Source organism: Streptomyces sp. NPDC008086 (genome assembly GCF_042957325.1).
Taxonomy (GTDB): Bacteria; Actinomycetota; Actinomycetes; order Streptomycetales; family Streptomycetaceae; genus Streptomyces.
This window is the reverse complement of the sequence record NZ_JBIBIA010000010.1, coordinates 365,814-388,539: the sequence shown is the minus strand read 5'-3', so window position 1 is coordinate 388,539 and position 22,726 is coordinate 365,814. Positions and strand designations below refer to the sequence as shown.

Sequence of the window (22,726 nt, the reverse complement as noted above, 5' to 3'; positions counted from 1 at the left end):
AAGCGGCTTACTGCGTCAGCAGTCCCTGAGTTCCGGCGACTGGTTCAGCAGCTGGTTGCGCACCGAGGTGAAGCGGGCGAGCGTCTCGTCGACCGAGGCGTCAAGCGGGAACACCGCCACCCGGTGGCAGTTCTGGAAGGCCAGTCGCACCCCGAAGTGCCGCTGCAGCGCGCCGCGTATCGCGTCACTCGCGAGTGCACGCAGCAACTGGCCACGTGCCTGCTCGTCCGGCGGGGGCGTCTGGTTGTCGGCGAACTGACCGCCGTCGACCTTCAGCTGGGCCACCAGGGAGCTGATCATCTCCCACGCATAGGGCAGGGAGGTCCGGACGCAGTCGACGAAGGCTGCTTCATCGACCTCGCCTCGCTCGGCCTGTTCGAGTAGGGCCGGTGAGACGTCGAGCGACATGGGTTCTCCTCTCGCACCCCCGAAGAGCAGGGGTTGCCTGACAGATAAGGGAGTTCGCGATATCGAACACTCTGTGTACACGCCTCGCGACCTCCCGTTTAATACGGTAGGCAACAGACGGTGACGGCACCAGGAGAATGCGTACATGGGCGGTCCTCGTTGGACACCTCAGGCGCACAATCGGCCAGAAATGAACAGGGGCAGTCCGGGGTCATACGGACTCCCCCAGGGCGAATCGCGTCGACACCGGCCCGTCGAGTAGCGTTGCGGACCATGCGTCTCGTCATTGCCCGATGCTCCGTCGACTACGCGGGCCGGCTCACCGCCCACCTGCCCTCGGCGCCCCGTCTGATCCTGGTCAAGGCGGACGGAAGCGTCTCGATCCACGCGGACGACCGGGCCTACAAGCCCCTGAACTGGATGTCGCCGCCGTGCACCCTGAAGGAGGGTGACGGCGAGCAGAAGGACGTCTGGACCGTCACCAACAAGGGGGGCGAGAAGCTCATCATCACGATGGAGGAGATCCTCCACGACTCCTCGCACGAACTCGGCGTGGACCCCGGCCTGATCAAGGACGGCGTGGAAGCGCACCTCCAGGAGCTCCTCGCCGACCGCATCGAGACCCTCGGCGAGGGCTACACGCTCATCCGCCGCGAGTACATGACGGCCATCGGCCCGGTCGACATCCTGTGCCGCGACGCCGACGGCCAGACGGTCGCGGTCGAGATCAAGCGCCGCGGCGAGATCGACGGCGTGGAGCAGCTGACGCGCTATCTGGAGCTGCTGAACCGGGATCCCCATCTCGCCCCGGTCCGCGGGATCTTCGCCGCCCAGGAGATCAAGCCGCAGGCCCGCGTGCTCGCGACGGACCGCGGCATCGGCTGCCAGGTGCTGGACTACGACGCCATGCGCGGCATCGAGGACGACAAGCTGCGCCTGTTCTGACGCGCGGCTGTCGGCAGTTCTACGACAGTGAGGGCCGGGTCCGTTGGACGGACCCGGCCCTCTTGTCCTGAAGCGGGCCTCAGGTGCGTCAGATCACGGTGTCCGAGCCGGTGGTCGGGGTGCCGTCGTCCGCGCTCTGCGAGGCGCTGGCGGTCTCCGTGGGGCTGGAGGAGGCCGGGCCGCTGGCCGAGGTCGAGCTGGTCGGCGGTTCCGTCGGAGAGGTCGTCGGCTCGTCGGTCGGCGTCGGCTCCTCCGTCGTCGGGTCCTCCGTCGGCGTCGGCTCCTGTGTGGTCGGGTCCTCCGTCGGCGGCTTGGTCGGGGAGGTCGGCGGCTTCGTCGGCGACGACGGTGGCTTCGTCGGCGAGTTCGAGGAACCGCCGCCCGGCTTCTGCGTCCCGCTCGGGTCGTCCGACGGCTCCGTGGCGTCGTCCGTCGGCGTCGGGTCGTCCGACGTGCCGTACGTCCCGTCGGGGCCCGGGTCGGTGGGTCGGCTGGTGGCCGTGCCCGTGTCGCCGGAGCTCTTGCCGTCGTCGCCCTCCGCCTTGTCGGCGCCGATGCTGTCGTCGCCGATGCCCTGGCTGGCGGACGGGTTGACGCCGACCTGGGTGGCCGGGCTGTCGGTGTTGTTGTCGGACGTGGCGCCGAGGGTCACCACGGTGCCGAGGACGGCCACGAGCAGGGCGCCCGAGCCGGCCGCGACGAGGTTGCGCCGGGCGAAGCCGCGGACGCCGCCACGGCCCTTGTGCGAGGTCGCCGGGGACGGCGACGGCGAGGGTGCCGAGGCGCGGTGGGTGACCAGCGTCGTGGCGTCCCCGCCGGGCGGCGGGAACGCGGCGGCCGGTACGCCTCCGGGCGGCGACTGCGACTCCTCGTACCGCGCGTCCGGCACCTCCTCCCCCGCCGTCGCGCCGAACGCGGCCACTCCCGGCGTCGTGCCGGAGCGGTCCGAGACCAGGGCGAGGGCACGGCGGCCGGCGACGGTGCCGCGCTTGTCGGCGAGGGCGCCGCGCAGGCCGATGGAGGTCTCCAGCTCGGCGCGGGCCCGGTCCAGCCGGCCGCCGCAGAGCGCGAGGATGCCCAACTCGTGGTGGAAGTAGGCCTGTTCGGTCACCTCACCGGCCAGGCGCGCGGCCTCGGCGCCGGCCCGCAGCGCCCGCTCCCAGGCGCTCCAGTGCAGCCCGGCCGCGAACGCGGGCCCCGCTGTGCGGGCGAGCCGCACGGTCGGGCTCTCCTCGCCCTCGGCGGGCGGCGTCGTGCCCGGCACGAGCACGCCGAGGGCGGCGAGCACGGCGTCCGCCTCGGCGCACACGCGCTCCGGGGTGACCGAGGGGTGGCCGGCCCACCAGGCGTAGTGCTGGGCGGCGGTGAGGGCGTTGTCCTGGACGTCCGCGGCGTATCCGGCGGCCTCCAGCTGGGCCTGCACGCCGGCGGCGAGCCGGTAGCGGGAGCCGACGGCCGAGACCAGCCCGCAGCCGGCGAGCTCGCCCAGCGCGGCGTCCGCGTGGGTGTCGCCGACCAGGGCGGGCAGATGCGCCTGGTGTGGCACCTCGCCGCCGAGCGCGACGGCGAACCGCAGGGCGCTGCGGGCCGAGGCGCTGAGCCGTGAGGCGAGCAGCGGCGCGGGTCCGGCCGCCTCGCCGAGGGAGGGCAGGGGTGTCTCCTCGCCGCGGCCCTCGGTGCCGTACGCCTCCTCGAAGGACGCGTCGGGGGAGGGCGGGGTGTCCTCGAAGACGCCGTACTCGTCCACCGCGTCGGCGCCGGCCCGCAGCCGGTCGCGCTGCCGCAGCAGGGCACCGGCCTGGACGAACCTGAGCGGCAGTCCCTCGGACTCGAACCACAGGTCGCCCGCCCAGTTCGCCTCGTCCTCGGTCAGGACCCGGCCGACCTGGCGCTCCAGGAGCTCCACGCTCGCGGCCCGGTCGAACCCGGCGAGGGCGACCTCCTCGATGCCGGAGTCGACGGACGGCGCGGGCACGTCGGGCGTGGCGGCGAGCAGGAACGCGCACTCGGGGGTCGCGTCCAGCAGGTCGTCGAGGGCGGCGCCGCCGAACTCGATGTCGTCCAGCACGACGACCGCGCCGATCTCACGCACGAGGTCGAGCAGTTCGTCCTGATCCGGGCGGTGCAGCGGGGCGCTGTAGACGGCGTAGAAGAGGTCGTACAGCAGGTCGTCCGGTGTGCGGTGGTGGCCGGTGAGCCGGACCACGCCGTCGGGGGCGAGGTCCGCGCAGTCCTCGGCGACGAGGTCGAGGAGGCTGGTGCGGCCGGCTCCCGGGGCGCCGACCAGGCGTACGGAGCGGCCGCGGGCGAGCATCCGGACCAGCTGTTCGCGCTCGTCCTGGCGGGCCAGCAGTGGCTCGGCGGGACGGGTCGGGCCGGGTGGGACGGGTGGCTTGGCGGCGCGGTCGGCCTCGGCGCGTTCGGCCGGGGTCAGCTTCTGGGGCCGCGACGGCCGCTCCGCCGGCGGGCAGACCTCGATCTCGCTGCCGTCGACGGGGTTGACGGTGAGCAGGAAGTCGCCCGAGACCAGCTGCACGGTGCGGGCGAGCGCGGGCGCGTGCTGTCCGAAGTCGGTGGTGAGGGGGTCCCTGGGCGGGCGATGGCGCGACGACTGGCCGTCACCGTCATGGCCGTACTCCTCGGGTCCCCGGTTGTTCGGGTCCATAGGTTCAAGCCCCCCAAAAGCGTCGTGTGCGTATGCCAAGCCCCTCCCGGCCTTGCTGCACACCGCGCTGTCGCTTCTGGTCCGGGCCCGCCGAGAAGGGTTTGTCTAGGTGGCGGGCAGCCGAACCCTAAACCTTTGCACAGTATCTACGACAGACCGGGGTGCCGCGCCGTCCGAGACATCACAGTCTCGTGAGGATTGTGCGTGACGTGCCCTTCGCAACCGGAACGCCCGACTGTCCCGCCCCATCCGTGCCGGGTGTCACACCCGGGGCAGGGACTCCACTCCGATACCGCCCTCGATCGCCAGGATCCGGTGCAGCCGGGTGGCCACCAGCAGGCGCTGCATCTGCGGCGGTACGCCGCGCAGCACCAGGCGTCGGCCGCAGCGGCCGGCCCGCCGGTGGGCCCCCATGATCACCCCGAGTCCGGTGGCGTCCCAGGAGACCAGTTCGGACAGGTCGAGCACCAGATCGCCGACTCCGTCGTCGACGGCCGAGTGCAGGACCGTACGGGCGTCCGCCGCGCTGCGGACGTCGAGGACGCCCCCGACGACCAGTTCGGCGTGGTCGCCCCTGATGTACATATGCGCTCCCCAAGCGTGCGTCGTTGCTCCGCGATGCGTTGCCCGTGCTGTTCCTGTGCCTGTGTTTGCTATGAGTCTTCGCTGTGGCCGGTGATGCAACCTCTGACTGCGTTCAGCGGCCAGAGGTTGCCGTCTGTAAGCGAACCGATACCGAATTCACCCCATCGCGTGACGCGCCCAGCGGCTGTGCGGTGTTTTACGAAACCTCAGTAGCTGTAAAAGCCTTGCCCGCTCTTGCGGCCGATGTCACCCGCGTCCACCATCCGGCGCATCAGCTCCGGCGGGGCGAACTTCTCGTCCTGGGACTCGGTGTAGATGTTGCTGGTGGCGTGCAGCAGGATGTCGACGCCGGTGAGGTCGGCCGTGGCGAGCGGACCCATGGCGTGGCCGAAGCCCAGCTTGCAGGCGAGGTCGATGTCCTCGGCCGTGGCGACGCCCGACTCGTACAGCTTGGTGGCCTCGACGACGAGGGCCGAGATCAGCCGGGTGGTGACGAAGCCGGCGACGTCCCGGTTGACGACGATGCAGGTCTTGCCGACGGACTCGGCGAACTCCCGCGCGGTGGCGAGGGTTTCGTCGCTCGTCTTGTAGCCGCGGACCAGCTCGACGAGCTGCATCATCGGCACCGGCGAGAAGAAGTGGACGCCGACGACCCGCTCGGGGCGCTCGGTGGCCGCCGCGATCTTGGTGATCGGGATCGCGGAGGTGTTGGAGGCGAGCACGGTGTCGTCCCGCACGATCTTGTCGAGCGCGCGGAAGATCTCGTGCTTGACCTCGAGCTTCTCGAAGACGGCCTCGATGACGACGTCCGCGTCGGCGGCGGCGTCCAGGTCGGTGGTCGCGGTGATACGGGCGAGGGCGGCGTCGGCGTCGTGCGCCTCCAGCTTGCCCTTGCTGACGAACTTGTCGTACGACGCCTTGATGCCGTCGGTGCCACGCCTGAGAGCCTCGTCGGTGACGTCCCTGAGGACGACGTCCCATCCCGCCTGAGCGGAGACCTGGGCGATCCCGGAACCCATCAAGCCGGCGCCGATGACGGCAAGCTTCCGTGCCACTGTTGCGACTCCCCTTTGAAACGCCTTACACCCTGTTTACGTTGCTTCTTCGGCGGACCCTAGCGCTCGTGAGGGACTGTGTGACCGGTTAGTAACGCGAGTCACGTCTCATCTGACGGACATCACACCGGCACGGGTCATTCCACGCCTCGGACGGCGTAGTTGAGCCCCTTGTCGCTCAACAGCTCCTCGATGCCGTCGAGAAGGACGAGTACCTCACGTGACACTTCGTCCGGATTGTGTCCCTTGCTGTACGGCGTCCTGGTCGCGCTCGGCCTCCCCGCGCCGGCCGTGACGGTCGGCACACGCGTGTCCGAACCGGCGGAGCGTAACTACGCTGGTCACATGGTCAATCTGACGCGCATCTACACCAGGACCGGCGACCAGGGCACCACCGCCCTCGGCGACATGAGCCGGGTCGCCAAGACCGATCTGCGGATCTCGGCGTACGCCGACGCCAACGAGGCGAACGCCGTGATCGGCACGGCCATCGCGCTGGGCGGGCTGGACGAGGAGGTCGTCAAGGTCCTCACCCGGGTGCAGAACGACCTGTTCGACGTGGGCGCGGACCTGTCGACGCCGGTGGTGGAGAACCCGGAGTTCCCGCCGCTCAGGGTCGAGCAGGCCTACGTCGACAAGCTGGAGGCGGACTGCGACCACTTCCTCGAAGGGCTGGAGAAGCTGCGCTCCTTCATCCTCCCGGGCGGCACGGCGGGCGCGGCGCTGCTGCACCAGGCCTGCACGGTCGTCCGCCGGGCGGAGCGGTCGACGTGGGCGGCGCTGGAGGTGCACGGCGAGGTGATGAACCCGCTGACGGCGACGTATCTGAACCGGCTGTCCGACCTCCTGTTCATCCTGGCGAGGACGGCGAACAAGGAGGTCGGGGACGTGCTGTGGGTGCCGGGCGGGGAGCGCTAGCCGCTCCGCGGGGAGTGCCGCGACCGGTGCGCTGTCGTCTGCGGGTCCGTCGTGGCTGGTCGTGCCGTTCCCCGCGCCCCTGAAGGTGGCTGCTTCGGCCAGATCAGGTAGGCCAGCGCGACCAGGCCGTGGATGCCCGCGGCGCGCAGTGCCGCCCACTGGAAGGACCGCAGGGACGAGGTGTCGCCGTCCCCGACGTACCAGATCGCGCTCTGGAGCAGGGCGAGGGCCACGGCCGCCGCGAGGAGTGTGCGCAGCCACAGGCGGCCCTCGTGACGGGCCCGGGCCATGCCGTACTGCGGGGGCTTGGGCGGGGGTGGGGCGCCGGCCAGGCGGTGGGCGGCGTGGCCGTCGAGCCAGCGGATCGTGTAGTGACCGTAGGCCACGGTGAAGCCGATGTAGAGCGCGGCCAGGCCGTGCTCCCACCCGGGCTCGGCGCCGTTCTTGAGGTCGATCGCCGTCACGACGAACAGGACGAGCTCCAGCACCGGCTCGCACAGCAGCAGCACCACGCTCGTACGGCGCCACTTCAGCAGGTAGCGCACGGCCAGGCCCAGGGCCAGCAGCACCCAGAAGCCGACCTCGCAGGCGATGATGAGGGCGACGATCACAACATGCTCCCTTCGGTCACCCTTCCAGGCTCCCGGCGGGCGCGTCCCCTTTCGTCGTCGGCGGTGACGAAACCGCCGTACATCGAAAGATGCAGTCCAGGACCCTCCCCCGGAATCACGCGTCGCCCGCGGCCACCGTGTTGGATGGAGTCATGGCCCTCCCCCGCCCCCACCGCTTCGACGTGTACGTCGCCATCGGCGGGCTGCTCGGCGGCCTGCTGTTGGTGGGCATCGGCCTGGCCACACGGCCCGCCAAGGATCCGATCACGCTCTTCGACGGCCCCTGGCCGATCCTGGTGCCGCTCACCGTGATGGCGGGCTGCGAGCTGCTGCGCCGATCGGCGCCGCGCGCGGCCCTGCTGATCGGCACGCCCGCGATCTGCGCGGACGTCTTCACCCAGGGCAACCTGGCCACGCTCCTGATGTTCACCGACCTCATGTACGCGGCCGTGCTGTACGGCCCGCTCGCCGCGGCCCGCCGTACCCAGTGGATCACCGGTCTGCTCACGGTGGCCGGGACGCTGGTGCCGTTCGCGGTGTGGCGCGTCCCGGAGGCGCTGCTGATCGGCGTGGCGGTCGGTGTCGTGGCGTACGCCCCCGCCGCCACCGGCTGGATCGTGCGCAACCACCGCGACGCCGCCGAAGCCGCGCGCCTGCGCGCCGAACAGACCGCCCTGCTCGCCGAGATGGACCGCGCCCAGGCCGTGACGTCGGAACGCGCCCGTATGGCACGGGAGTTGCACGACATGGTGGCCAACCATCTCTCCGCCATCGCCATCCACTCCACGGCCGCGCTCTCCCTCGACGACCCGAAGACCTCCCAGGAGGCGCTCTCGGTCATCCGCGAGAACAGCGTCGCGGGGCTCGCCGAGATGCGCCGGCTCATCGGCATCCTGCGCGACGCCGGCGGCGACACCGAGCCGGTCGCCGCACCCACGCTGGACGGCCTCGACGCGCTGGTCCAGGGCGCCCGCGTCAACGGCCTCGACGTCCACCTCGACGCGGAGCGGTGCGGCGTCCCCGCCCCGGTCGAGCTCGCCGCCTACCGCATCGTCCAGGAAGCCCTGACCAACGCCCTCAAACACGCCTCCCCCGGCCAGGTCACGGTCGTGCTCGCCCAGCGGGACGGCTCCCTCACCGTCGACGTGACCAGCCCCTTCGGTGACCGCGACGGGCCGCGCGCCCCCGGCTCCGGCGCCGGGCTCGTCGGGATGCGGGAGCGGGTCGAGCTGCTGGGCGGCGCTTTCGAGGCCGGTCCCGTCGACGATCCGGCCTCGACGGACGGCAAGATCTGGGTCGTACGCGCCACGCTTCCCGTGACCGAAGGAGACCGAGAATGATCCGCGTCCTGGTCGCCGAGGACCAGTCCGCCGTCCGCGCCGGGCTGGTCCTCATCCTGCGCAGCGCGCCCGACATCGAGGTGGTCGGCGAGGCGGCGGACGGCGAGCAGGCGGTGGCCCTGGCCCGTGAGCTGCGGCCCGACCTGGTACTGATGGACGTGCAGATGCCGCGCCTCGACGGGGTGTCGGCGACCCGGCAGGTGGTCGCCGACGGACTGGCCGACGTGCTGGTGCTGACCACCTTCGACCTCGACGAGTACGTGTTCGGGGCGCTGCGCGCCGGGGCGTCCGGGTTCCTGCTCAAGAACACCGAGGCCAGGGACCTGCTGGCGGCCGTCCGCACGGTCGCGCGCGGCGAGGGCCTGATCGCTCCGGCCGTCACCCGGCGTCTGATCGCCGAGTTCGCCGCGAAGCCCGTGCGGGAGCCGACGGCCGACCCGGCCGTCCTCGACGCCCTCACCCGGCGCGAGCGCGAGGTGCTGTCCTGCCTCGGCGAAGGGCTGTCCAACGCCGACATCGCGGTGCGGCTCGACATGGCCGAGGCGACCGTGAAGACCCACGTCAGTCGGCTGCTGGGGAAGCTGGAGCTGCGCAGCCGGGTGCAAGCGGCCGTGTTGGCGCAGGAGTTGGGGATCTAGGGGTTCGGGGCACGGCCGTATACGAGAGTGGTCCAGACCTATTGACCCGTGGTCCAGACCTTTCTATTCTCGCGGCACCGTGGGCGTGAAGGCTCAGTCACGCCCCCAACTCCCCGAGGAGGCGCAGCATGCGCTTCAGACACAGAGCGGTGGCGGGGTTCGCGACCCTGCTGCTGCCGCTGGCCGGTCTGGTCGGCCTCGCGAGCCCGGCCGAGGCCGCGACGTCAGCCACCGCCACCTACGCCAAGACCCAGGACTGGGGCTCCGGCTTCGAGGGCAAGTGGACGGTGAAGAACACCGGCACCACCTCCCTCAGCTCCTGGACCGTCGAGTGGGACTTCCCCTCCGGCACCTCCGTCACCTCCGCCTGGGACGCCGACGTCACCTCGTCCGGCACCCACTGGACCGCCAGGAACAAGTCCTGGAACGGCACCCTCGCCCCCGGCGCCTCCGTCTCCTTCGGCTTCAACGGCGCCGGCTCCGGCTCCCCCGCCAACTGCAAGCTGAACGGCGGCAGCTGCGACGGCGGCACCACGGAACCCGGCGACAGCGCGCCAAGCGCCCCCGGAACGCCGAGCGCCTCGGACATCACCAACACCTCGGTGAAGCTGAGCTGGTCCGCCGCCACCGACGACAAGGGCATCAAGAACTACGACGTCCTGCGCGACGGCGCCAAGGTCGCGACGGTGACGACCACGTCGTACTCGGACACCGGCCTGACCGCCGGTACCGACTACTCCTACACCGTCCAGGCCCGCGACACCGCCGACCAGACCGGCCCGGTCAGCGGCGCCCGCGCGGTCCGCACCACCGGCGGCACCACCGACCCGCCGCCCACGGGCGACAAGGTCAAGCTCGGCTACTTCACCGAGTGGGGCGTCTACGGCCGCAACTACCACGTCAAGAACCTGGTGACCTCGGGCTCCGCCTCGAAGATCACCCACATCAACTACGCGTTCGGCAACGTCAAGAACGGTCAGTGCACCGTCGACGACACCTACGCCGCCTACGACAAGGCCTACACCGCCGACCAGTCCGTCAGCGGCACCGCCGACACCTGGGACCAGCCGCTGCGCGGCAACTTCAACCAGCTGCGCCAGCTGAAGGCCAAGTACCCGCACATCAAGGTGCTGTACTCCTTCGGCGGCTGGACCTACTCCGGCGGCTTCGGCCAGGCCGCCGCCAACGCGGCCGCGTTCGCCAAGTCCTGCAAGGCCGTGGTCGAGGACCCGCGCTGGGCCGACGTCTTCGACGGCATCGACATCGACTGGGAGTACCCCAACGCCTGCGGCCTGACCTGCGACACGAGCGGCCCCGCGGCCTTCAAGAACCTGATGTCGGCACTGCGCACCGAGTTCGGCCCGAACTACCTGGTCACCGCGGCCATCACCGCCGACGGCTCCTCCGGCGGCAAGATCGACGCGGCCGACTACGGCGGCGCCGCCCAGTACCTCGACTGGTACAACGTGATGACGTACGACTACTTCGGCGCCTTCGACGCGGACGGTCCGACCGCCCCGCACTCGCCGCTCACCTCGTACGCCGGGATCCCCCAGGCGGGCTTCAACTCCGCCGACGCCATCGCCAAGCTCAAGTCCAAGGGCGTCCCGTCCAAGAAGCTGCTGCTCGGCATCGGCTTCTACGGCCGCGGCTGGACCGGCGTCACCCAGGCCGCCCCCGGCGGCTCGGCGACCGGCGCGGCTCCCGGCACCTACGAGGCAGGCATCGAGGACTACAAGGTCCTGAAGAACTCCTGCCCGGCCAACGGCACGATCGCCGGCACGGCGTACGCCTACTGCGGCAACAACTGGTGGTCCTACGACACCCCGTCGACCATCGCCGGCAAGATGACCTGGGCCAAGAACCAGGGCCTCGGCGGCGCGTTCTTCTGGGAGTTCAGCGGCGACACCGCGGGCGGTGAACTGGTCACCGCCATCAACAACGGCCTCAACTGACAGGCTGACCAACTAGGCGACATTGACGCGCTGACCGGGCGGGGCTGCTTCGAGCCACGCGAGGAAACCGGTCAGCGCGTCTTCGCTCATGGCGAGTTCGAGGCGCGTGCCCCGGTGCAGACAGGTGAGGATCACGGCGTCGGAGAGCAGCGCCAGTTCCTCCTCGCCGTCCGGTACGCGGCGGCCGGCCACCTCGATGGCGGAGCGCTCCAGGATGCGGCGCGGGCGGTAGGCGTAGGAGAAGACGCGGTACCACTCGATGCGGTCGCCGTTGTAGCGCGCGACGCCGTAACTCCAGCCTTTGCCGTTGGTGTCGGGTTTCTCCGGGACGTCCCAGCGCAGGGAACAGTCGAAGGTGCCGCCCGAGCGCTGGATGAGTCTGCGGCGCAGGCCGAAGACGAACAACCCCAGCACCACGAGGGCGACGACGATTCCGCACACAGTCAGAGCGAGGACCATCGACACCGACCTCCTCGTCTCCTAGGTAACGGAACGGAAAAAACTTCCATATCTGCCTCAGCCGCGACCGGCACCGGATTGCTCCGGTCCCAGCCGCGGCTGAGTGACGTCATCGCGTGCGCTCCCCCAGAGCCTAAAGGGCTCGGGAGGTGACCTGGGGGGTCAGCGCGCCGTCGCCGCCCGCAGGCGGACCTCCGCGCGGCGCTCGGCGGACGCGTCGTCGTCCCCCTTCGCGCGCTCGAGTGCCCGCTCCGCGCGCTGGACATCGATCTCGTCCGACAACTCGGCGATCTCGGCCAGCAGCGACAGCTTGTCGTCCGCGAAGGAGATGAAACCGCCGTGCACCGCGGCGATGACGGTTCCACCTTCACTCGTACGGATGGTCACCGGGCCCGACTCCAGCACACCGAGCAGCGGCTGGTGACCGGGCATGACGCCGATGTCGCCGGACGTGGTGCGCGCGACGACCAGGGTGGCCTGGCCGGACCAGACCTCACGGTCGGCCGCGACCAACGCGACGTGCAGCTCAGCAGCCAAGGTGGCTCCTCGGGTCACCACCCGGCGGTTCTGCCGGGTGTTGGTTACAAGTCTAGTAGGCGTGAGTGAGGGGGCGGGACGTGCCCCGCCCCCTCACCAAGAGCTCAATGGCTCACGAAGACCGGTGCGTCAGGAGACGCCCAGCTCCTTCGCGTTCTTCTTGAGGTCCTCGAGACCACCGCACATGAAGAACGCCTGCTCCGGGAAGTGGTCGAACTCACCGTCGCAGATCGCGTTGAACGCGGTGATCGACTCGTCCAGCGGCACGTCCGAGCCGTCCACACCGGTGAACTGCTTGGCGACGTGCGTGTTCTGGGACAGGAAGCGCTCGACGCGGCGGGCACGCTGGACGACCAGCTTGTCCTCCTCGCTGAGCTCGTCGATACCGAGGATCGCGATGATGTCCTGGAGGTCCTTGTACTTCTGGAGGATCCCCTTGACGCGCATGGCGGTGTTGTAGTGGTCCTGCGCGATGTAGCGCGGGTCCAGGATCCGGGACGTGGAGTCCAGGGGGTCCACGGCCGGGTAGATGCCCTTCTCGGAGATCGGACGGGACAGAACCGTCGTCGCGTCGAGGTGGGCGAAGGTGGTGGCCGGGGCCGGGTCGGTCAGGTCGTCCGCGGGGACGTAGATCGCCTGCATCGAGGTGATCGAGTGACCACGGGTCGAGGTGATGCGCTCCTGGAGGAGACCCATCTCGTCGGCCAGGTTCGGCTGGTAGCCCACCGCGGAGGGCATACGGCCGAGCAGGGTCGACACCTCGGAACCGGCCTGCGTGAAGCGGAAGATGTTGTCGATGAAGAACAGCACGTCCTGCTTCTGCACATCGCGGAAGTACTCCGCCATGGTCAGACCGGCGAGGGCCACGCGCAGACGGGTGCCCGGGGGCTCGTCCATCTGACCGAAGACCAGCGCGGTCTTGTCGATGACGCCCGACTCGCTCATCTCGTCGATGAGGTCGTTGCCCTCACGGGTGCGCTCACCGACACCGGCGAACACCGACACACCGTCGTGGTTGTTGGCGACGCGGTAGATCATCTCCTGGATGAGCACCGTCTTGCCGACGCCGGCACCACCGAACAGACCGATCTTTCCACCCTTGACGTACGGGGTGAGAAGGTCGATGACCTTGACGCCGGTCTCGAACATCTCGGTCTTCGACTCGAGCTCGTCGAAGTTCGGGGCCTTGCGGTGGATGGACCAGCGCTCGCCCTCGTACTGCTCGTCGACGTTCAGCACCTCACCGAGGGTGTTGAACACCTTGCCCTTGGTGAAGTCGCCGACCGGGACGGTGATGCCGTCGCCGGTGTCGGTGACCGGGGCCTGGCGGACCAGACCGTCGGTGGGCTGCATGGAGATGGTGCGGACCAGGCCGTCACCCAGGTGCTGGGCGACCTCCAGGGTCAGGATCTTCTTCTCGCCCGCGTTCGCCGGGTCGGCGACCTCGACGTGGAGGGCGTTGTAGATCTCCGGCATCGCGTCGACGGGGAACTCCACGTCGACGACCGGGCCGATGACCCGGGCGACGCGGCCCGTAGCCGTCGCGGTCTCAACAGTGGTGGTCATTAGCGGTCACTCCCCGCGGTCGCGTCGGCCAGGGCGCTCGCGCCACCGACGATCTCGCTGATTTCCTGGGTGATTTCGGCCTGGCGGGCCGCGTTGGCAAGACGGGAGAGCGTGTTGATCAGCTCGCCCGCGTTGTCGGTGGCCGACTTCATCGCGCGCCGCGTGGCGGCGTGCTTGGAGGCGGCCGACTGGAGCAGCGCGTTGTAGATGCGGCTCTCCACATAGCGCGGCAGCAGGGCGTCGAGGACGTCCTCCGCCGAGGGCTCGAAGTCGTACAGCGGAAGGATCTCGCCCTTGGGGGCTGCTTCCTTCGCGACCTCTTCGAGGCTGAGCGGCAGGAGCTGGGCGTCCAGCGCCTGCTGCGTCATCATCGAGACGAACTCGGTGTAGACGATGTGGAGCTCGTCCACGCCGCCCTCAGCCGTCTCCTTCTCGATGGCCTCGATCAGCGGCGCCGCGACCTTCTTGGCGTCCGCGTACGTGGGCTCGTCGGTGAAGCCGCTCCACGACTCCGCGATCTTGCGCTCGCGGAAGTTGTAGTGCGCCACACCACGGCGGCCGACGATGTAGACGTCGACCTCCTTGCCCTCGCGCTCGAGACGCGCGGTCAGCTGCTCCGCCGCCTTGATGGCGTTGGAGTTGAAGGCGCCGGCAAGGCCACGGTCGCTCGTGAGGAGCAGCACCGCGGACCGCGTGACCGTCTCGGCCTGCGTGGTCAGCGGGTGCTTGGTGTTCGAGCCGGTGCCGACCGCCGTGACCGCGCGGGTGAGCTCGGTCGCGTACGGCGTGGAGGCCGCCACCTTGCGCTGCGCCTTGACGACGCGCGAGGCGGCGATCATCTCCATCGCCTTCGTGATCTTCTTGGTCGCGGTGACGGATCGGATGCGACGCTTGTAGACCCGGAGCTGGGCTCCCATGAGTCAGGTCCCTTCCTTACGTCACTTGGAGGCGCTGGTCGCCTTCGGGCCGGCCTCTTCGCCGAGCAGCTTGCCGTCCGCGGTCTCGAACTGCTTCTTGAACTCCGCGATGGCGTCGGCGACGGCGGTGAGCGTGTCGTCCGACATCTTGCCGCCCTCCTTGATGGAGGTCATGAGGCCCTGCTCCTTGCGGTGCAGGTACTCCAGCAGCTCCTTCTCGAAGCGGCGGATGTCGGCGACCGGCACGTCGTCCATCTTGCCGGTGGTGCCGGCCCAGACGGAGACGACCTGGTCCTCGGTGGACATCGGCTCGTACTGCGCCTGCTTCAGCAGCTCGACCATGCGCTGACCGCGCTCCAGCTGCGCCTTCGACGCGGCGTCGAGGTCGGAACCGAAGGCGGCGAACGCCTCCAGCTCACGGAACTGGGCGAGGTCCACGCGCAGACGGCCGGAGACCTGCTTCATCGCCTTGTGCTGCGCGGAACCACCGACTCGGGAGACGGAGATACCGACGTTCAGCGCGGGGCGCTGACCGGCGTTGAAGAGGTCCGACTCCAGGAAGCACTGGCCGTCGGTGATGGAGATGACGTTGGTCGGGATGAACGCCGAGACGTCGTTGGCCTTGGTCTCGACGATCGGCAGACCGGTCATCGAGCCGGCGCCCATGTCGTCGGAGAGCTTGGCGCAGCGCTCCAGCAGACGGGAGTGCAGGTAGAAGACGTCACCCGGGTAGGCCTCACGGCCCGGCGGGCGGCGCAGCAGCAGGGACACGGCGCGGTAGGCGTCGGCCTGCTTCGAGAGGTCGTCGAAGATGATGAGGACGTGCTTGCCCTCGTACATCCACTGCTGACCGATGGCCGAGCCGGTGTACGGCGCCAGGTACTTGAAGCCGGCCGGGTCGGACGCCGGGGCGGCGACGATGGTCGTGTACTCCAGCGCGCCGTTCTCCTCCAGCGCGCGGCGGACCGACGCGATCGTCGAGCCCTTCTGGCCGATGGCGACGTAGATGCAGCGGACCTGCTTGTTCGGGTCGCCGGTGCGCCAGTTGTCACGCTGGTTGATGATCGTGTCGACGGCCAGGGCGGTCTTGCCGGTCTGACGGTCACCGATGATCAGCTGACGCTGGCCACGGCCGATCGGGGTCATCGCGTCGACGGCCTTGTAGCCGGTCTCCATCGGCTCGTGCACCGACTTGCGCTGCATGACCGTGGGGGCCTGCAACTCAAGGGCACGGCGGCCGGACGTCTCGATCTCGCCGAGGCCGTCGATCGGGTTGCCGAGCGGGTCGACGACGCGGCCGAGGTAGCCCTCGCCGACGGCCACGGAGAGGACCTCACCGGTACGGGAGACCGGCTGACCCTCCTCGATGCCGCTGAACTCACCGAGGACGATGGCACCGATCTCGCGCTCCTCGAGGTTGAGGGCGAGGCCGAGGGTGCCGTCCTCGAACTTCAGCAGTTCGTTGGCCATGGCCGAGGGCAGGCCCTCGACCTTCGCGATGCCGTCGCCGGCAAGGGTGACCGTACCGACCTCCTCGCGCGAGGCCGCGTCCGGCTTGTACGACTGGACGAAGTTCTCCAGCGCGTCCCGGATCTCCTCCGGCCGGATCGTGAGCTCCGCCATCTGGGTTCCCTGCTCTCCTTGTTGGGCCCGAAGTTTCACTTTGGGGGTCTGGGGGCGACCCCCAGGATTCTTCTGCACGGCCCAACCAGGGCCGTCGTAAGTATTACTGCCTATTGAGTTGCTGTTCAGCTCGCCAGGCGGCGGCCGGCGGCCTCGATGCGGTCCGCGAGGGAGCCGTTGATGACCTCGTCACCGACCTGCACCCGGATTCCGCCGACGACCTCGGGGTCCACGTCGAGGTTGAGGTGCATCGGGCGGCCGTAGAGCTTCGCGAGGGCGGCGCCCAGGCGCTGCTTCTGCCGGTCGCTCAGCGGTACCGCCGAGGTGACCACGGCCACCATGCGGTCCCGGCGGTCGGCGGCGAGCTTGGACAGGGACTCCAGTCCCGACTCCAGGCTACGTCCACGCGGCGCGGTCACAAGACGCGTGACCAGACGCTCGGTGGTCGCCTTGGCCCGGCCGCCGAGCAGGCTGCGCAGCAGCTCGCCCTTGGCCGTCCCGGTGGCCGCGCGGTTGGTCAGCGCGGCCCGCAGCTCGGTGCTCGAGGAGACGATCCGGCCGAACCGGAACAGCTCGTCCTCGACCTCGTCGAGCGTGCCCGCCTTCTGCGCGGCGGTGAGGTCGGCGGTGTTCGCCAGCTCCTCCAGCGCGTCCACCAGGTCGCGGGACTGCGACCAGCGGGAGCGCACCATGCCGGCCAGCAGATCGGCGGTCTCGCCGCCGACCTGACCGCCGAGCAGGCGCTGGGCCAGCTCGGCCTTGGCCTCGCCGGCCTGCGCCGGGTCGGTGAGGACCCGACGCAGCGACACCTCGCGGTCGAGCAGCGCGGTGACGGCGGCCAGCTCGTCGGCGAGCTTGGCCGCGTCGACGGACGTGGAGTCCGTCAGCGCGTCGAGACGCTCACGTGCGGCTGCCAGGGCCTCGCGGCTCGCTCCGTTCATCGCGCGGCCTCGGCCTTCTCCTCGAGGTCCTCGAGGAAGCGGTCGATGACGCGGCTCTGCCGGGCGTGGTCCTCGAGGGACTCACCGACGAGCTTGCCGGCCAGGTCGGTGGCGAGCTTGCCGACGTCCTGGCGCAGCGCGGACGCGGCGGCCTTGCGGTCGGCCTCGATCTGGGCGTGCCCGGCGGCGACGATCTCCTCGCGCTGCCGCTGGCCTTCCGCGCGCATCTCGGCGATGAGCGTGGCGCCCTGCTCCTGCGCCTCCTGACGCAGACGCGCGGCCTCGTGCCGGGCCTCGGCGAGCTGAGCCTTGTACTGCTCGAGCACGCTCTGGGCCTCGGTCTGGGCGGCCTCGGCCTTCTCGATACCGCCCTCGATGGCCTCGCGGCGCTCTTCCAGAACCTTGTTGATGTTCGGGAGGAGCTTCTTGGCGAGGAAGCCGAAGACGATGACGAAGGCCAGGAGACCGATGACAAGCTCAGGGATCGGCGGAACGAGGGGGTTCTCCCCGCCCTCGCTCGCCGCGATGAGCAGCTGGCTCATGTGAGTGCCTTTCGTCTAGTCGGCTGGACTGGATTCGCTGATCAGTAGCCGTAGACGAACGGCATGACCAGACCGATCAGGGCGAGCGCCTCACAGAAGGCGAAGCCGAGGATCTGGTTGGCACGGATCAGGCCGGCGGCCTCGGGCTGACGGGCCAGGGCCTGGGTGCCGTTACCGAAGATGATGCCGACGCCAACGCCCGGGCCGATCGCGGCGAGGCCGTAACCGATGGAGCCGAGGGAGCCTTCGACAGCAGCAAGGGTCGTCGCAGACATGCCAGTTCTTCCTTTTCTTTACGGACCGGTGGGGGTTGGCCACCGGACGATCTGTGGAGGTGTGAGGGCGGTGGCTCAGTGGTGCTCGGCGAGGGCGCCCTGGATGTAGGTGCACGTCAGCAGGACGAACACGTAGGCCTGAAGTGCCTGGATGAACAGCTCGAAGGCGGTCATCACAATGACCATCACGAACGAGACACCCGCGTAGGCGATGCCGAAGCCGTTCAGCATGTACCAGCTGGCGATGGTGAAGAGCAGCAGCAGGGTGTGGCCCGCGAACATGTTCGCGAAGAGTCGCACCGCGTGCGTGAACGGCCGGATCAGCAGGTTGGAGAAGAGCTCGATCAGCATGGCCAGCGGAAGCACCGCGCCGAGCGACTTGTCGTAGCCGGTGACGTTCTTCCAGAAGCCGACGAAGCCGTGCCGCTTGAAGGTCAGGGACACCCACAGGATGTAGACGATCAGCGCCAGGACCAGCGGGTACGAGATGATCGAGGTGACCGGGAACTGGGCGATCGGAATGATCGACCACAGGTTCAGCATCCAGACGAAGAAGAAGAGCGAGACGACGAGCGGTACGTACTTCTCGCCTTCCTTCTTGCCGATGGTCTCGTAGACGACACCGCGGCGGATGAAGTCGTAGCCGGCCTCGGCGACCATCTGGAGCTTGCCCGGCACGACCTGCGGCCTGCGGAAGGCGGCCCAGAAGAAGCCCACGATGATGATGGAACCGAGCAGCGCCAGCAGCATCGTCTTGTTGAAGTACACGTTGCTGTCGCCGTCACCCCACAGGGGCTGGAACATGAACGAGTGCAGGCCCGGGGACACATCGGCGAAGCCACACCCGTCGAAGATGTGGCAGTTGGTGTCGAAGGCGAGCACCTGCGTCGGGTCAGCACTCACCGCGGGCTCCTTCAGCGTGGCGCATAGGTACGGCAACCTCGTTGTGTCGGCGCGGCGCGCAGCCGCGGTTCGGCACGGGACTGGTGTTACGGATGTGGGGGCGGCTGGGGGGCATCTCGCCTCGCGATTGAGCAGGCGTCAGCTCAGATGCCCGCGCCCGCGATGCCGCAGTTGGCACCGGACGATAGCAGGACTTCTCAAGCGCCTTTATCCCGCCCCTACCTCTCACGACGAGTGCCCCGTCTTTTCGGGCTTGTCACCCTTCGAGGGAGTGCCCGAATCGGGTTCAACGTAGAGGATCTTGGCCTTCATGTGGGCGCGCGTCTGCATGGCGATCCACACGAGAGTGCCGGCGAGCAAGGTGAACGCGAAGGCCCGCGGGTGGAACAGCGTCGTGTTCTTGAAGGCGGCCATGAAGATGAACAGCAGCAGGATCTGTGCCGCGTACAACATCAGGCCCATCGCCTGGAACAGGTGCGGAAGCGATTTGGCAGTGCGTTGCAGAACGATGAGGCCGAGTCCCATGAAGAGGATCACGACCACCGTCGCGACGACAGCCCCGATCGCCCCCTTGCCACCGGCGACCACACCACTGACGACGGCTGCGACAGCGCCGACGGCGGCTGTGGGCACAGCGGCCTGGAGCAGGATCCGGGCGTCATTGGACGGCATGGCGGCAACTCCGCTTTCACGGTGGGGGCAGGGTGTCGTCATGGACGAGCGTAGTCCCGGGTTGAGAGAGAACCTCACGCCGGTGGACCGTCGCACTGCGGTCCTTCGGCTCTATCCGGGGGTTCTCGTGAACCGTATCACAAACTATTTGATGAGGTCTTTACCTGAGGCGTGTGCTCGGTGTCACACATGAGAGTGACGCTGCGCGTCTGTGCAGAAACGGCGCCCACTTGTCTGATATTGGGGCGCTTCGTTCCCCCATGAGTTGGCAATGCTCTAGTCAGATTCTTACCTTGGCCACGGTCTTACCTTGACCGCCGTCGCCGCCCCCGTGGGCGGCCGTCAGCGCGACGTTCCGGCTTTCCGTCGGTCCAGGAAGCGCGAACGGGCGCCGATGGCGGTCGCGCCGTTGACCCCGGCCACGCCGGCGGCGACCGGAGTGCGCGGTTCCTCCGCGGACAGGGGCTCGTCGGCCGGGAGCTCGGCGGCAGCGGTCTGCGGTGTGGTGGCCGCGGGCTCCGCGACCGCCCCGTGCCGCCGGTACCGCGGCGGCACGAACGCCTCCGCCCAGCGCGGGGTGCGCGGGGTGAAGCGCGGGAGCAGGAGCAGGAGCAGGCCGATGGCGCTGAGGAAGACGACGCCGAGCACGATCCACATGGACGCCGAGTTCACGGAGTAGGCGAGGGCGCCGAAGGCGATCAGTGCCGACCAGAAATACATGATCAGCACCGCGCGGCTGTGGGAGTGGCCGATCTCCAGGAGGCGGTGGTGCAGATGGCCACGGTCGGCGGCGAACGGCGACTGGCCGCGCCAGGTACGCCGGACGATCGCCAGCACCAGGTCGGCGGCCGGGATCGCGATGATCGTCAGCGGCAGCAGCAGCGGGATGTAGACGGGCACCGTCTGGTGCACGGCCTCCTTCTCGGAGCCGGCGAACAGCTTCAGCGCGTCCGGGTCGACCTGTCCCGTGATGGAAATCGCGCCCGCGGCCAGCACCAGGCCGATCAGCATCGAGCCGGAGTCGCCCATGAAGATGCGCGCCGGGTGCATGTTGTGCGGCAGGAAGCCCAGGCACATGCCCATCAGGATCGCCGAGAAGAGCGTGGCGGGGGCGGCGGCCTCGATGCCGTACGACACCCAGACACGGTAGGCGTAGAGGAAGAACGCGGCCGACGCGATGCAGACCATGCCCGCCGCGAGGCCGTCCAGGCCGTCGACGAAGTTGACCGCGTTGATGGTGATGACGACCAGGGCGACGGTCAGCAGGGTGCCCTGCCACTGGGTCAGGGCGACCGAGCCGAAGCCGGGGATGGGCAGCCACAGGATCGTCAGACCCTGCATGACCATGACGCCGGCGGCGATCATCTGGCCGCCCAGCTTGATCAGGGCGTCGATCTCGAACTTGTCGTCCAGGACGCCGATCAGCCAGATCAGCGCCGCTCCGGAGAGCAGGGCCCGCGGTTCGTTGGACTTCTCGAAGACCGCGCTGAGGTTCGTGAGGTGGTCGGCGACCAGCAGGCCGGCGCACAGGCCGAAGAACATCGCGATCCCGCCGAGCCGCGGAGTGGGTTCCCGGTGCACGTCACGTGCCCGGATCTCCGGCATCGCTCCGGCCACGATCGCGAACTTCCGTACCGGCCCTGTCAGCAGATACGTCACCGCGGCCGTGATGCAGAGCGTCAGCAGGTATTCACGCACGGGCTTCCCCACAGGTCTCGCTGGCCATCTCAGCCCCACACCCTAGCGACGTACTCATGGCCGACGCATATGTGTAGGGACTTCCGGGTAGCGACGATGGTTGCACGTGTGGCTGTGCACGCAGGTGCGTCTACCCCCGCTCAGCCGGGATACGGCGGAAATCTACCGGTCAGCTCCCGCACTTCTTCACGGGCCTTCTGGCTCTCCGTCTCCCCGCGCAGCACGCCCGCCAGCAGCGCGGCGAGCCACGCCATCTCCTCCTCCCCCATGCCCTGGGTGGTCACGGCCGCCGTGCCCAGGCGCAGGCCGCGAGCGTCGCCGTGCGGCAGCGCGCAGCAGTCCAGCACGATGCCGGCGGCGGCGAGCCGGCCGCGGGCGTCACGGCCGTCGACGCCGAGAGGCGCCGGGTCGGCGGTGATGAGGTGGGTGTCGGTGCCGCCCGTGGTGACGACGAGCCCCTCCGCGGCCAGCCCCGCCGCCAGCATCCGCGCGTTGGCGACGACCTGATGGGCGTACGCGGCGAAGGCCGGGGTTGCCGCCTCGCCGAACGCGACGGCCTTGGCGGCGATGGTGTGCATCTGGGCGCCGCCCTGGGTGAACGGGAAGACCGCGCGGTCGATCCGCTCGGCGAGGTCGGCGCCGCACAGGATCATCCCGCCGCGCGGTCCGCGCAGCACCTTGTGCGTGGTGGCGCAGACGACGTCGGCGTACGGCACCGGACTCGGCGCCGCTCCCCCGGCGACCAGCCCCATCGGGTGGGCGGCGTCGGCGATGAGATACGCGCCCACCTCGTCGGCGACGTCACGGAAGAAGGCGTAGTCGATGTGGCGGGGGTAGGCGATGGAGCCGCACACGATCGCCTTGGGCCGGTGGCTGCGGGCGAGCGTGCGCACCTGGTCGTGGTCGACGAGCCCGGTCTCGGCGTCCACGCCGTACCCGACGAAGTCGAACCAGCGCCCGGAGAAGTTGGCGGGCGAGCCGTGCGTGAGGTGTCCGCCGTACGGCAGTCCGAGGGCGAGGACGGTGTCGCCGGGGCGCAGCAGGGCGGCGTACGCGGCAAGCACCGCCGACGACCCGGAGTGCGACTGCACATTGGCGTGCTCGGCCCCGAACAACGCCATCGCCCGCTCCACGGCGAGCCGCTCGGCGACGTCGACCATCTCGCATCCGCCGTGGTACCGGGCCCCCGGATACCCCTCCGCGTACTTGTTGGCCAGCGGCGACCCGAGCGCCGCCAGCACGGCCGGAGAGGTGAAGTTCTCGGCCGCGACGAGCTGAAGCGTCGTCGACTGCCGATCGAGCTCCCCGAGCAGGATGTCGGCGAGCTGAGGGTCCTGACGGCGCAGGACATCGGCCTCGAGGGTATGGGTGACCGACATGGTGGGCTCCGGGCGTGCGTCGACGATGACGTACGTCCAATGTAGGCCGGGGACGTCGGGGCTGCCCGGCGTTGTCACGCCTTCGCGGGCACCC

Annotated in this window: 22 protein-coding genes and 1 pseudogene; 5 read left to right on the top strand and 18 right to left on the bottom strand. The window is 69.5% G+C overall.

All coding sequences use genetic code 11. The features are described from left to right. Positions 1–15: 15 nt before the first annotated feature. Positions 16–408 (bottom strand): SCO5389 family protein, encoded by a 393-nt coding sequence (locus tag ACFZBP_RS34245; protein ID WP_111006621.1) that lies wholly within the window; start codon positions 406–408, stop codon positions 16–18. A 273-nt stretch (positions 409–681) separates the two neighbouring features. Here ACFZBP_RS34245 and nucS point away from each other — a divergent pair, with 273 nt between their 5' ends. Further along, positions 682–1,353 (top strand): endonuclease NucS, encoded by a 672-nt coding sequence (gene nucS, locus ACFZBP_RS34240; protein ID WP_217213137.1) that lies wholly within the window; start codon positions 682–684, stop codon positions 1,351–1,353. An 88-nt stretch (positions 1,354–1,441) separates the two neighbouring features. Here the strand turns inward: nucS and ACFZBP_RS34235 are convergent, their stop codons facing one another. From ACFZBP_RS34235 to ACFZBP_RS34220, 4 genes and pseudogenes are all read right to left on the bottom strand, one after another. Further along, a complete protein-coding gene (locus tag ACFZBP_RS34235; RefSeq protein WP_391418979.1) occupies positions 1,442–4,018 on the bottom strand; it encodes an ATP-binding protein in 2,577 nt (858 codons plus the stop codon). 261 nt (positions 4,019–4,279) lie between these two features. After that, the gene (locus ACFZBP_RS34230; protein WP_383451936.1) at positions 4,280–4,603 is read right to left on the bottom strand and encodes an STAS domain-containing protein; all 324 of its coding nucleotides are present in this window, start codon (positions 4,601–4,603) and stop codon (positions 4,280–4,282) included. 206 nt (positions 4,604–4,809) lie between these two features. Further along, complete coding sequence (locus tag ACFZBP_RS34225; protein WP_383451934.1) at positions 4,810–5,658, bottom strand: 3-hydroxyacyl-CoA dehydrogenase family protein; 849 nt, start codon at positions 5,656–5,658, stop codon at positions 4,810–4,812. Positions 5,659–5,795: 137 nt separating this feature from the next. Beyond that, positions 5,796–5,903: pseudogene (locus tag ACFZBP_RS34220) on the bottom strand (TetR/AcrR family transcriptional regulator); the annotation flags it as partial. Between the two features lie 100 nt (positions 5,904–6,003). On the opposite strand from ACFZBP_RS34220, the gene ACFZBP_RS34215 reads away from it, so the two are divergent. Beyond that, positions 6,004–6,576 carry a cob(I)yrinic acid a,c-diamide adenosyltransferase gene (locus tag ACFZBP_RS34215; RefSeq protein WP_383451932.1) on the top strand — a complete coding sequence of 191 codons (573 nt, stop codon included), beginning with the start codon at positions 6,004–6,006 and terminating at the stop codon, positions 6,574–6,576. On the opposite strand, the gene ACFZBP_RS34210 is transcribed toward ACFZBP_RS34215, so the two are convergent. After that, positions 6,573–7,187, bottom strand: coding sequence for a hypothetical protein (locus tag ACFZBP_RS34210; protein WP_391418975.1), 615 nt, complete (start codon positions 7,185–7,187; stop codon positions 6,573–6,575). The two genes, ACFZBP_RS34215 and ACFZBP_RS34210, sit on opposite strands and share 4 nt — an antisense overlap. 152 nt (positions 7,188–7,339) lie before the next feature. Here ACFZBP_RS34210 and ACFZBP_RS34205 point away from each other — a divergent pair, with 152 nt between their 5' ends. The 3 genes from ACFZBP_RS34205 to ACFZBP_RS34195 all read left to right on the top strand — a co-directional run bounded on the left by ACFZBP_RS34205 (position 7,340) and on the right by ACFZBP_RS34195 (position 11,120). Then, complete coding sequence (locus ACFZBP_RS34205) at positions 7,340–8,527, top strand: histidine kinase (RefSeq protein WP_391418972.1); 1,188 nt, start codon at positions 7,340–7,342, stop codon at positions 8,525–8,527. Continuing rightward, on the top strand, positions 8,524–9,165 hold the full coding sequence (locus ACFZBP_RS34200; protein ID WP_391418969.1) for a response regulator: 642 nt from the start codon (positions 8,524–8,526) through the stop codon (positions 9,163–9,165). Before ACFZBP_RS34205 ends, ACFZBP_RS34200 begins: the two co-directional genes overlap by 4 nt. Positions 9,166–9,293: 128 nt before the next feature. After that, positions 9,294–11,120, top strand: coding sequence for a glycosyl hydrolase family 18 protein (locus ACFZBP_RS34195; protein ID WP_391418967.1), 1,827 nt, complete (start codon positions 9,294–9,296; stop codon positions 11,118–11,120). A gap of 12 nt (positions 11,121–11,132) precedes the next feature. On the opposite strand, the gene ACFZBP_RS34190 is transcribed toward ACFZBP_RS34195, so the two are convergent. The 12 genes from ACFZBP_RS34190 to glyA form a co-directional block, all read right to left on the bottom strand. Next, positions 11,133–11,579, bottom strand: a complete 447-nt coding sequence (locus tag ACFZBP_RS34190) for a DUF2550 domain-containing protein (protein ID WP_062717680.1) — start codon at positions 11,577–11,579, stop codon at positions 11,133–11,135. A 162-nt stretch (positions 11,580–11,741) separates the two neighbouring features. Next, positions 11,742–12,116 (bottom strand): F0F1 ATP synthase subunit epsilon, encoded by a 375-nt coding sequence (locus ACFZBP_RS34185; protein ID WP_030049636.1) that lies wholly within the window; start codon positions 12,114–12,116, stop codon positions 11,742–11,744. A gap of 129 nt (positions 12,117–12,245) precedes the next feature. Next, a complete protein-coding gene (atpD, locus tag ACFZBP_RS34180; RefSeq protein WP_383451920.1) occupies positions 12,246–13,682 on the bottom strand; it encodes a F0F1 ATP synthase subunit beta in 1,437 nt (478 codons plus the stop codon). Next, positions 13,682–14,599, bottom strand: a complete 918-nt coding sequence (locus ACFZBP_RS34175; RefSeq protein ID WP_383451918.1) for a F0F1 ATP synthase subunit gamma — start codon at positions 14,597–14,599, stop codon at positions 13,682–13,684. The genes atpD and ACFZBP_RS34175 overlap by 1 nt, the downstream gene beginning before the upstream one ends. 21 nt (positions 14,600–14,620) lie before the next feature. Continuing rightward, complete coding sequence (gene atpA / locus ACFZBP_RS34170; RefSeq protein ID WP_234762193.1) at positions 14,621–16,222, bottom strand: F0F1 ATP synthase subunit alpha; 1,602 nt, start codon at positions 16,220–16,222, stop codon at positions 14,621–14,623. Between the two features lie 125 nt (positions 16,223–16,347). Then, positions 16,348–17,163 carry a F0F1 ATP synthase subunit delta gene (locus tag ACFZBP_RS34165; protein ID WP_391418961.1) on the bottom strand — a complete coding sequence of 272 codons (816 nt, stop codon included), beginning with the start codon at positions 17,161–17,163 and terminating at the stop codon, positions 16,348–16,350. Then, positions 17,160–17,705 (bottom strand): F0F1 ATP synthase subunit B, encoded by a 546-nt coding sequence (locus ACFZBP_RS34160; RefSeq protein ID WP_391418958.1) that lies wholly within the window; start codon positions 17,703–17,705, stop codon positions 17,160–17,162. Before ACFZBP_RS34160 ends, ACFZBP_RS34165 begins: the two co-directional genes overlap by 4 nt. Positions 17,706–17,746: 41 nt before the next feature. Continuing rightward, positions 17,747–17,980 carry an ATP synthase F0 subunit C gene (atpE, locus tag ACFZBP_RS34155; RefSeq protein WP_391418956.1) on the bottom strand — a complete coding sequence of 78 codons (234 nt, stop codon included), beginning with the start codon at positions 17,978–17,980 and terminating at the stop codon, positions 17,747–17,749. 75 nt (positions 17,981–18,055) lie between these two features. Next, positions 18,056–18,883, bottom strand: a complete 828-nt coding sequence (gene atpB / locus ACFZBP_RS34150; RefSeq protein ID WP_391418954.1) for a F0F1 ATP synthase subunit A — start codon at positions 18,881–18,883, stop codon at positions 18,056–18,058. Positions 18,884–19,108: 225 nt separating this feature from the next. Next, a complete protein-coding gene (locus ACFZBP_RS34145) occupies positions 19,109–19,555 on the bottom strand; it encodes a hypothetical protein (RefSeq protein ID WP_391418952.1) in 447 nt (148 codons plus the stop codon). Positions 19,556–19,897: 342 nt separating this feature from the next. After that, complete coding sequence (locus tag ACFZBP_RS34140; protein ID WP_383451909.1) at positions 19,898–21,253, bottom strand: MraY family glycosyltransferase; 1,356 nt, start codon at positions 21,251–21,253, stop codon at positions 19,898–19,900. 140 nt (positions 21,254–21,393) lie between these two features. Further along, positions 21,394–22,632: a serine hydroxymethyltransferase gene (glyA, locus tag ACFZBP_RS34135; protein ID WP_391418949.1), complete on the bottom strand. Its 1,239-nt coding sequence runs from the start codon at positions 22,630–22,632 to the stop codon at positions 21,394–21,396. Positions 22,633–22,726: the final 94 nt, after the last annotated feature.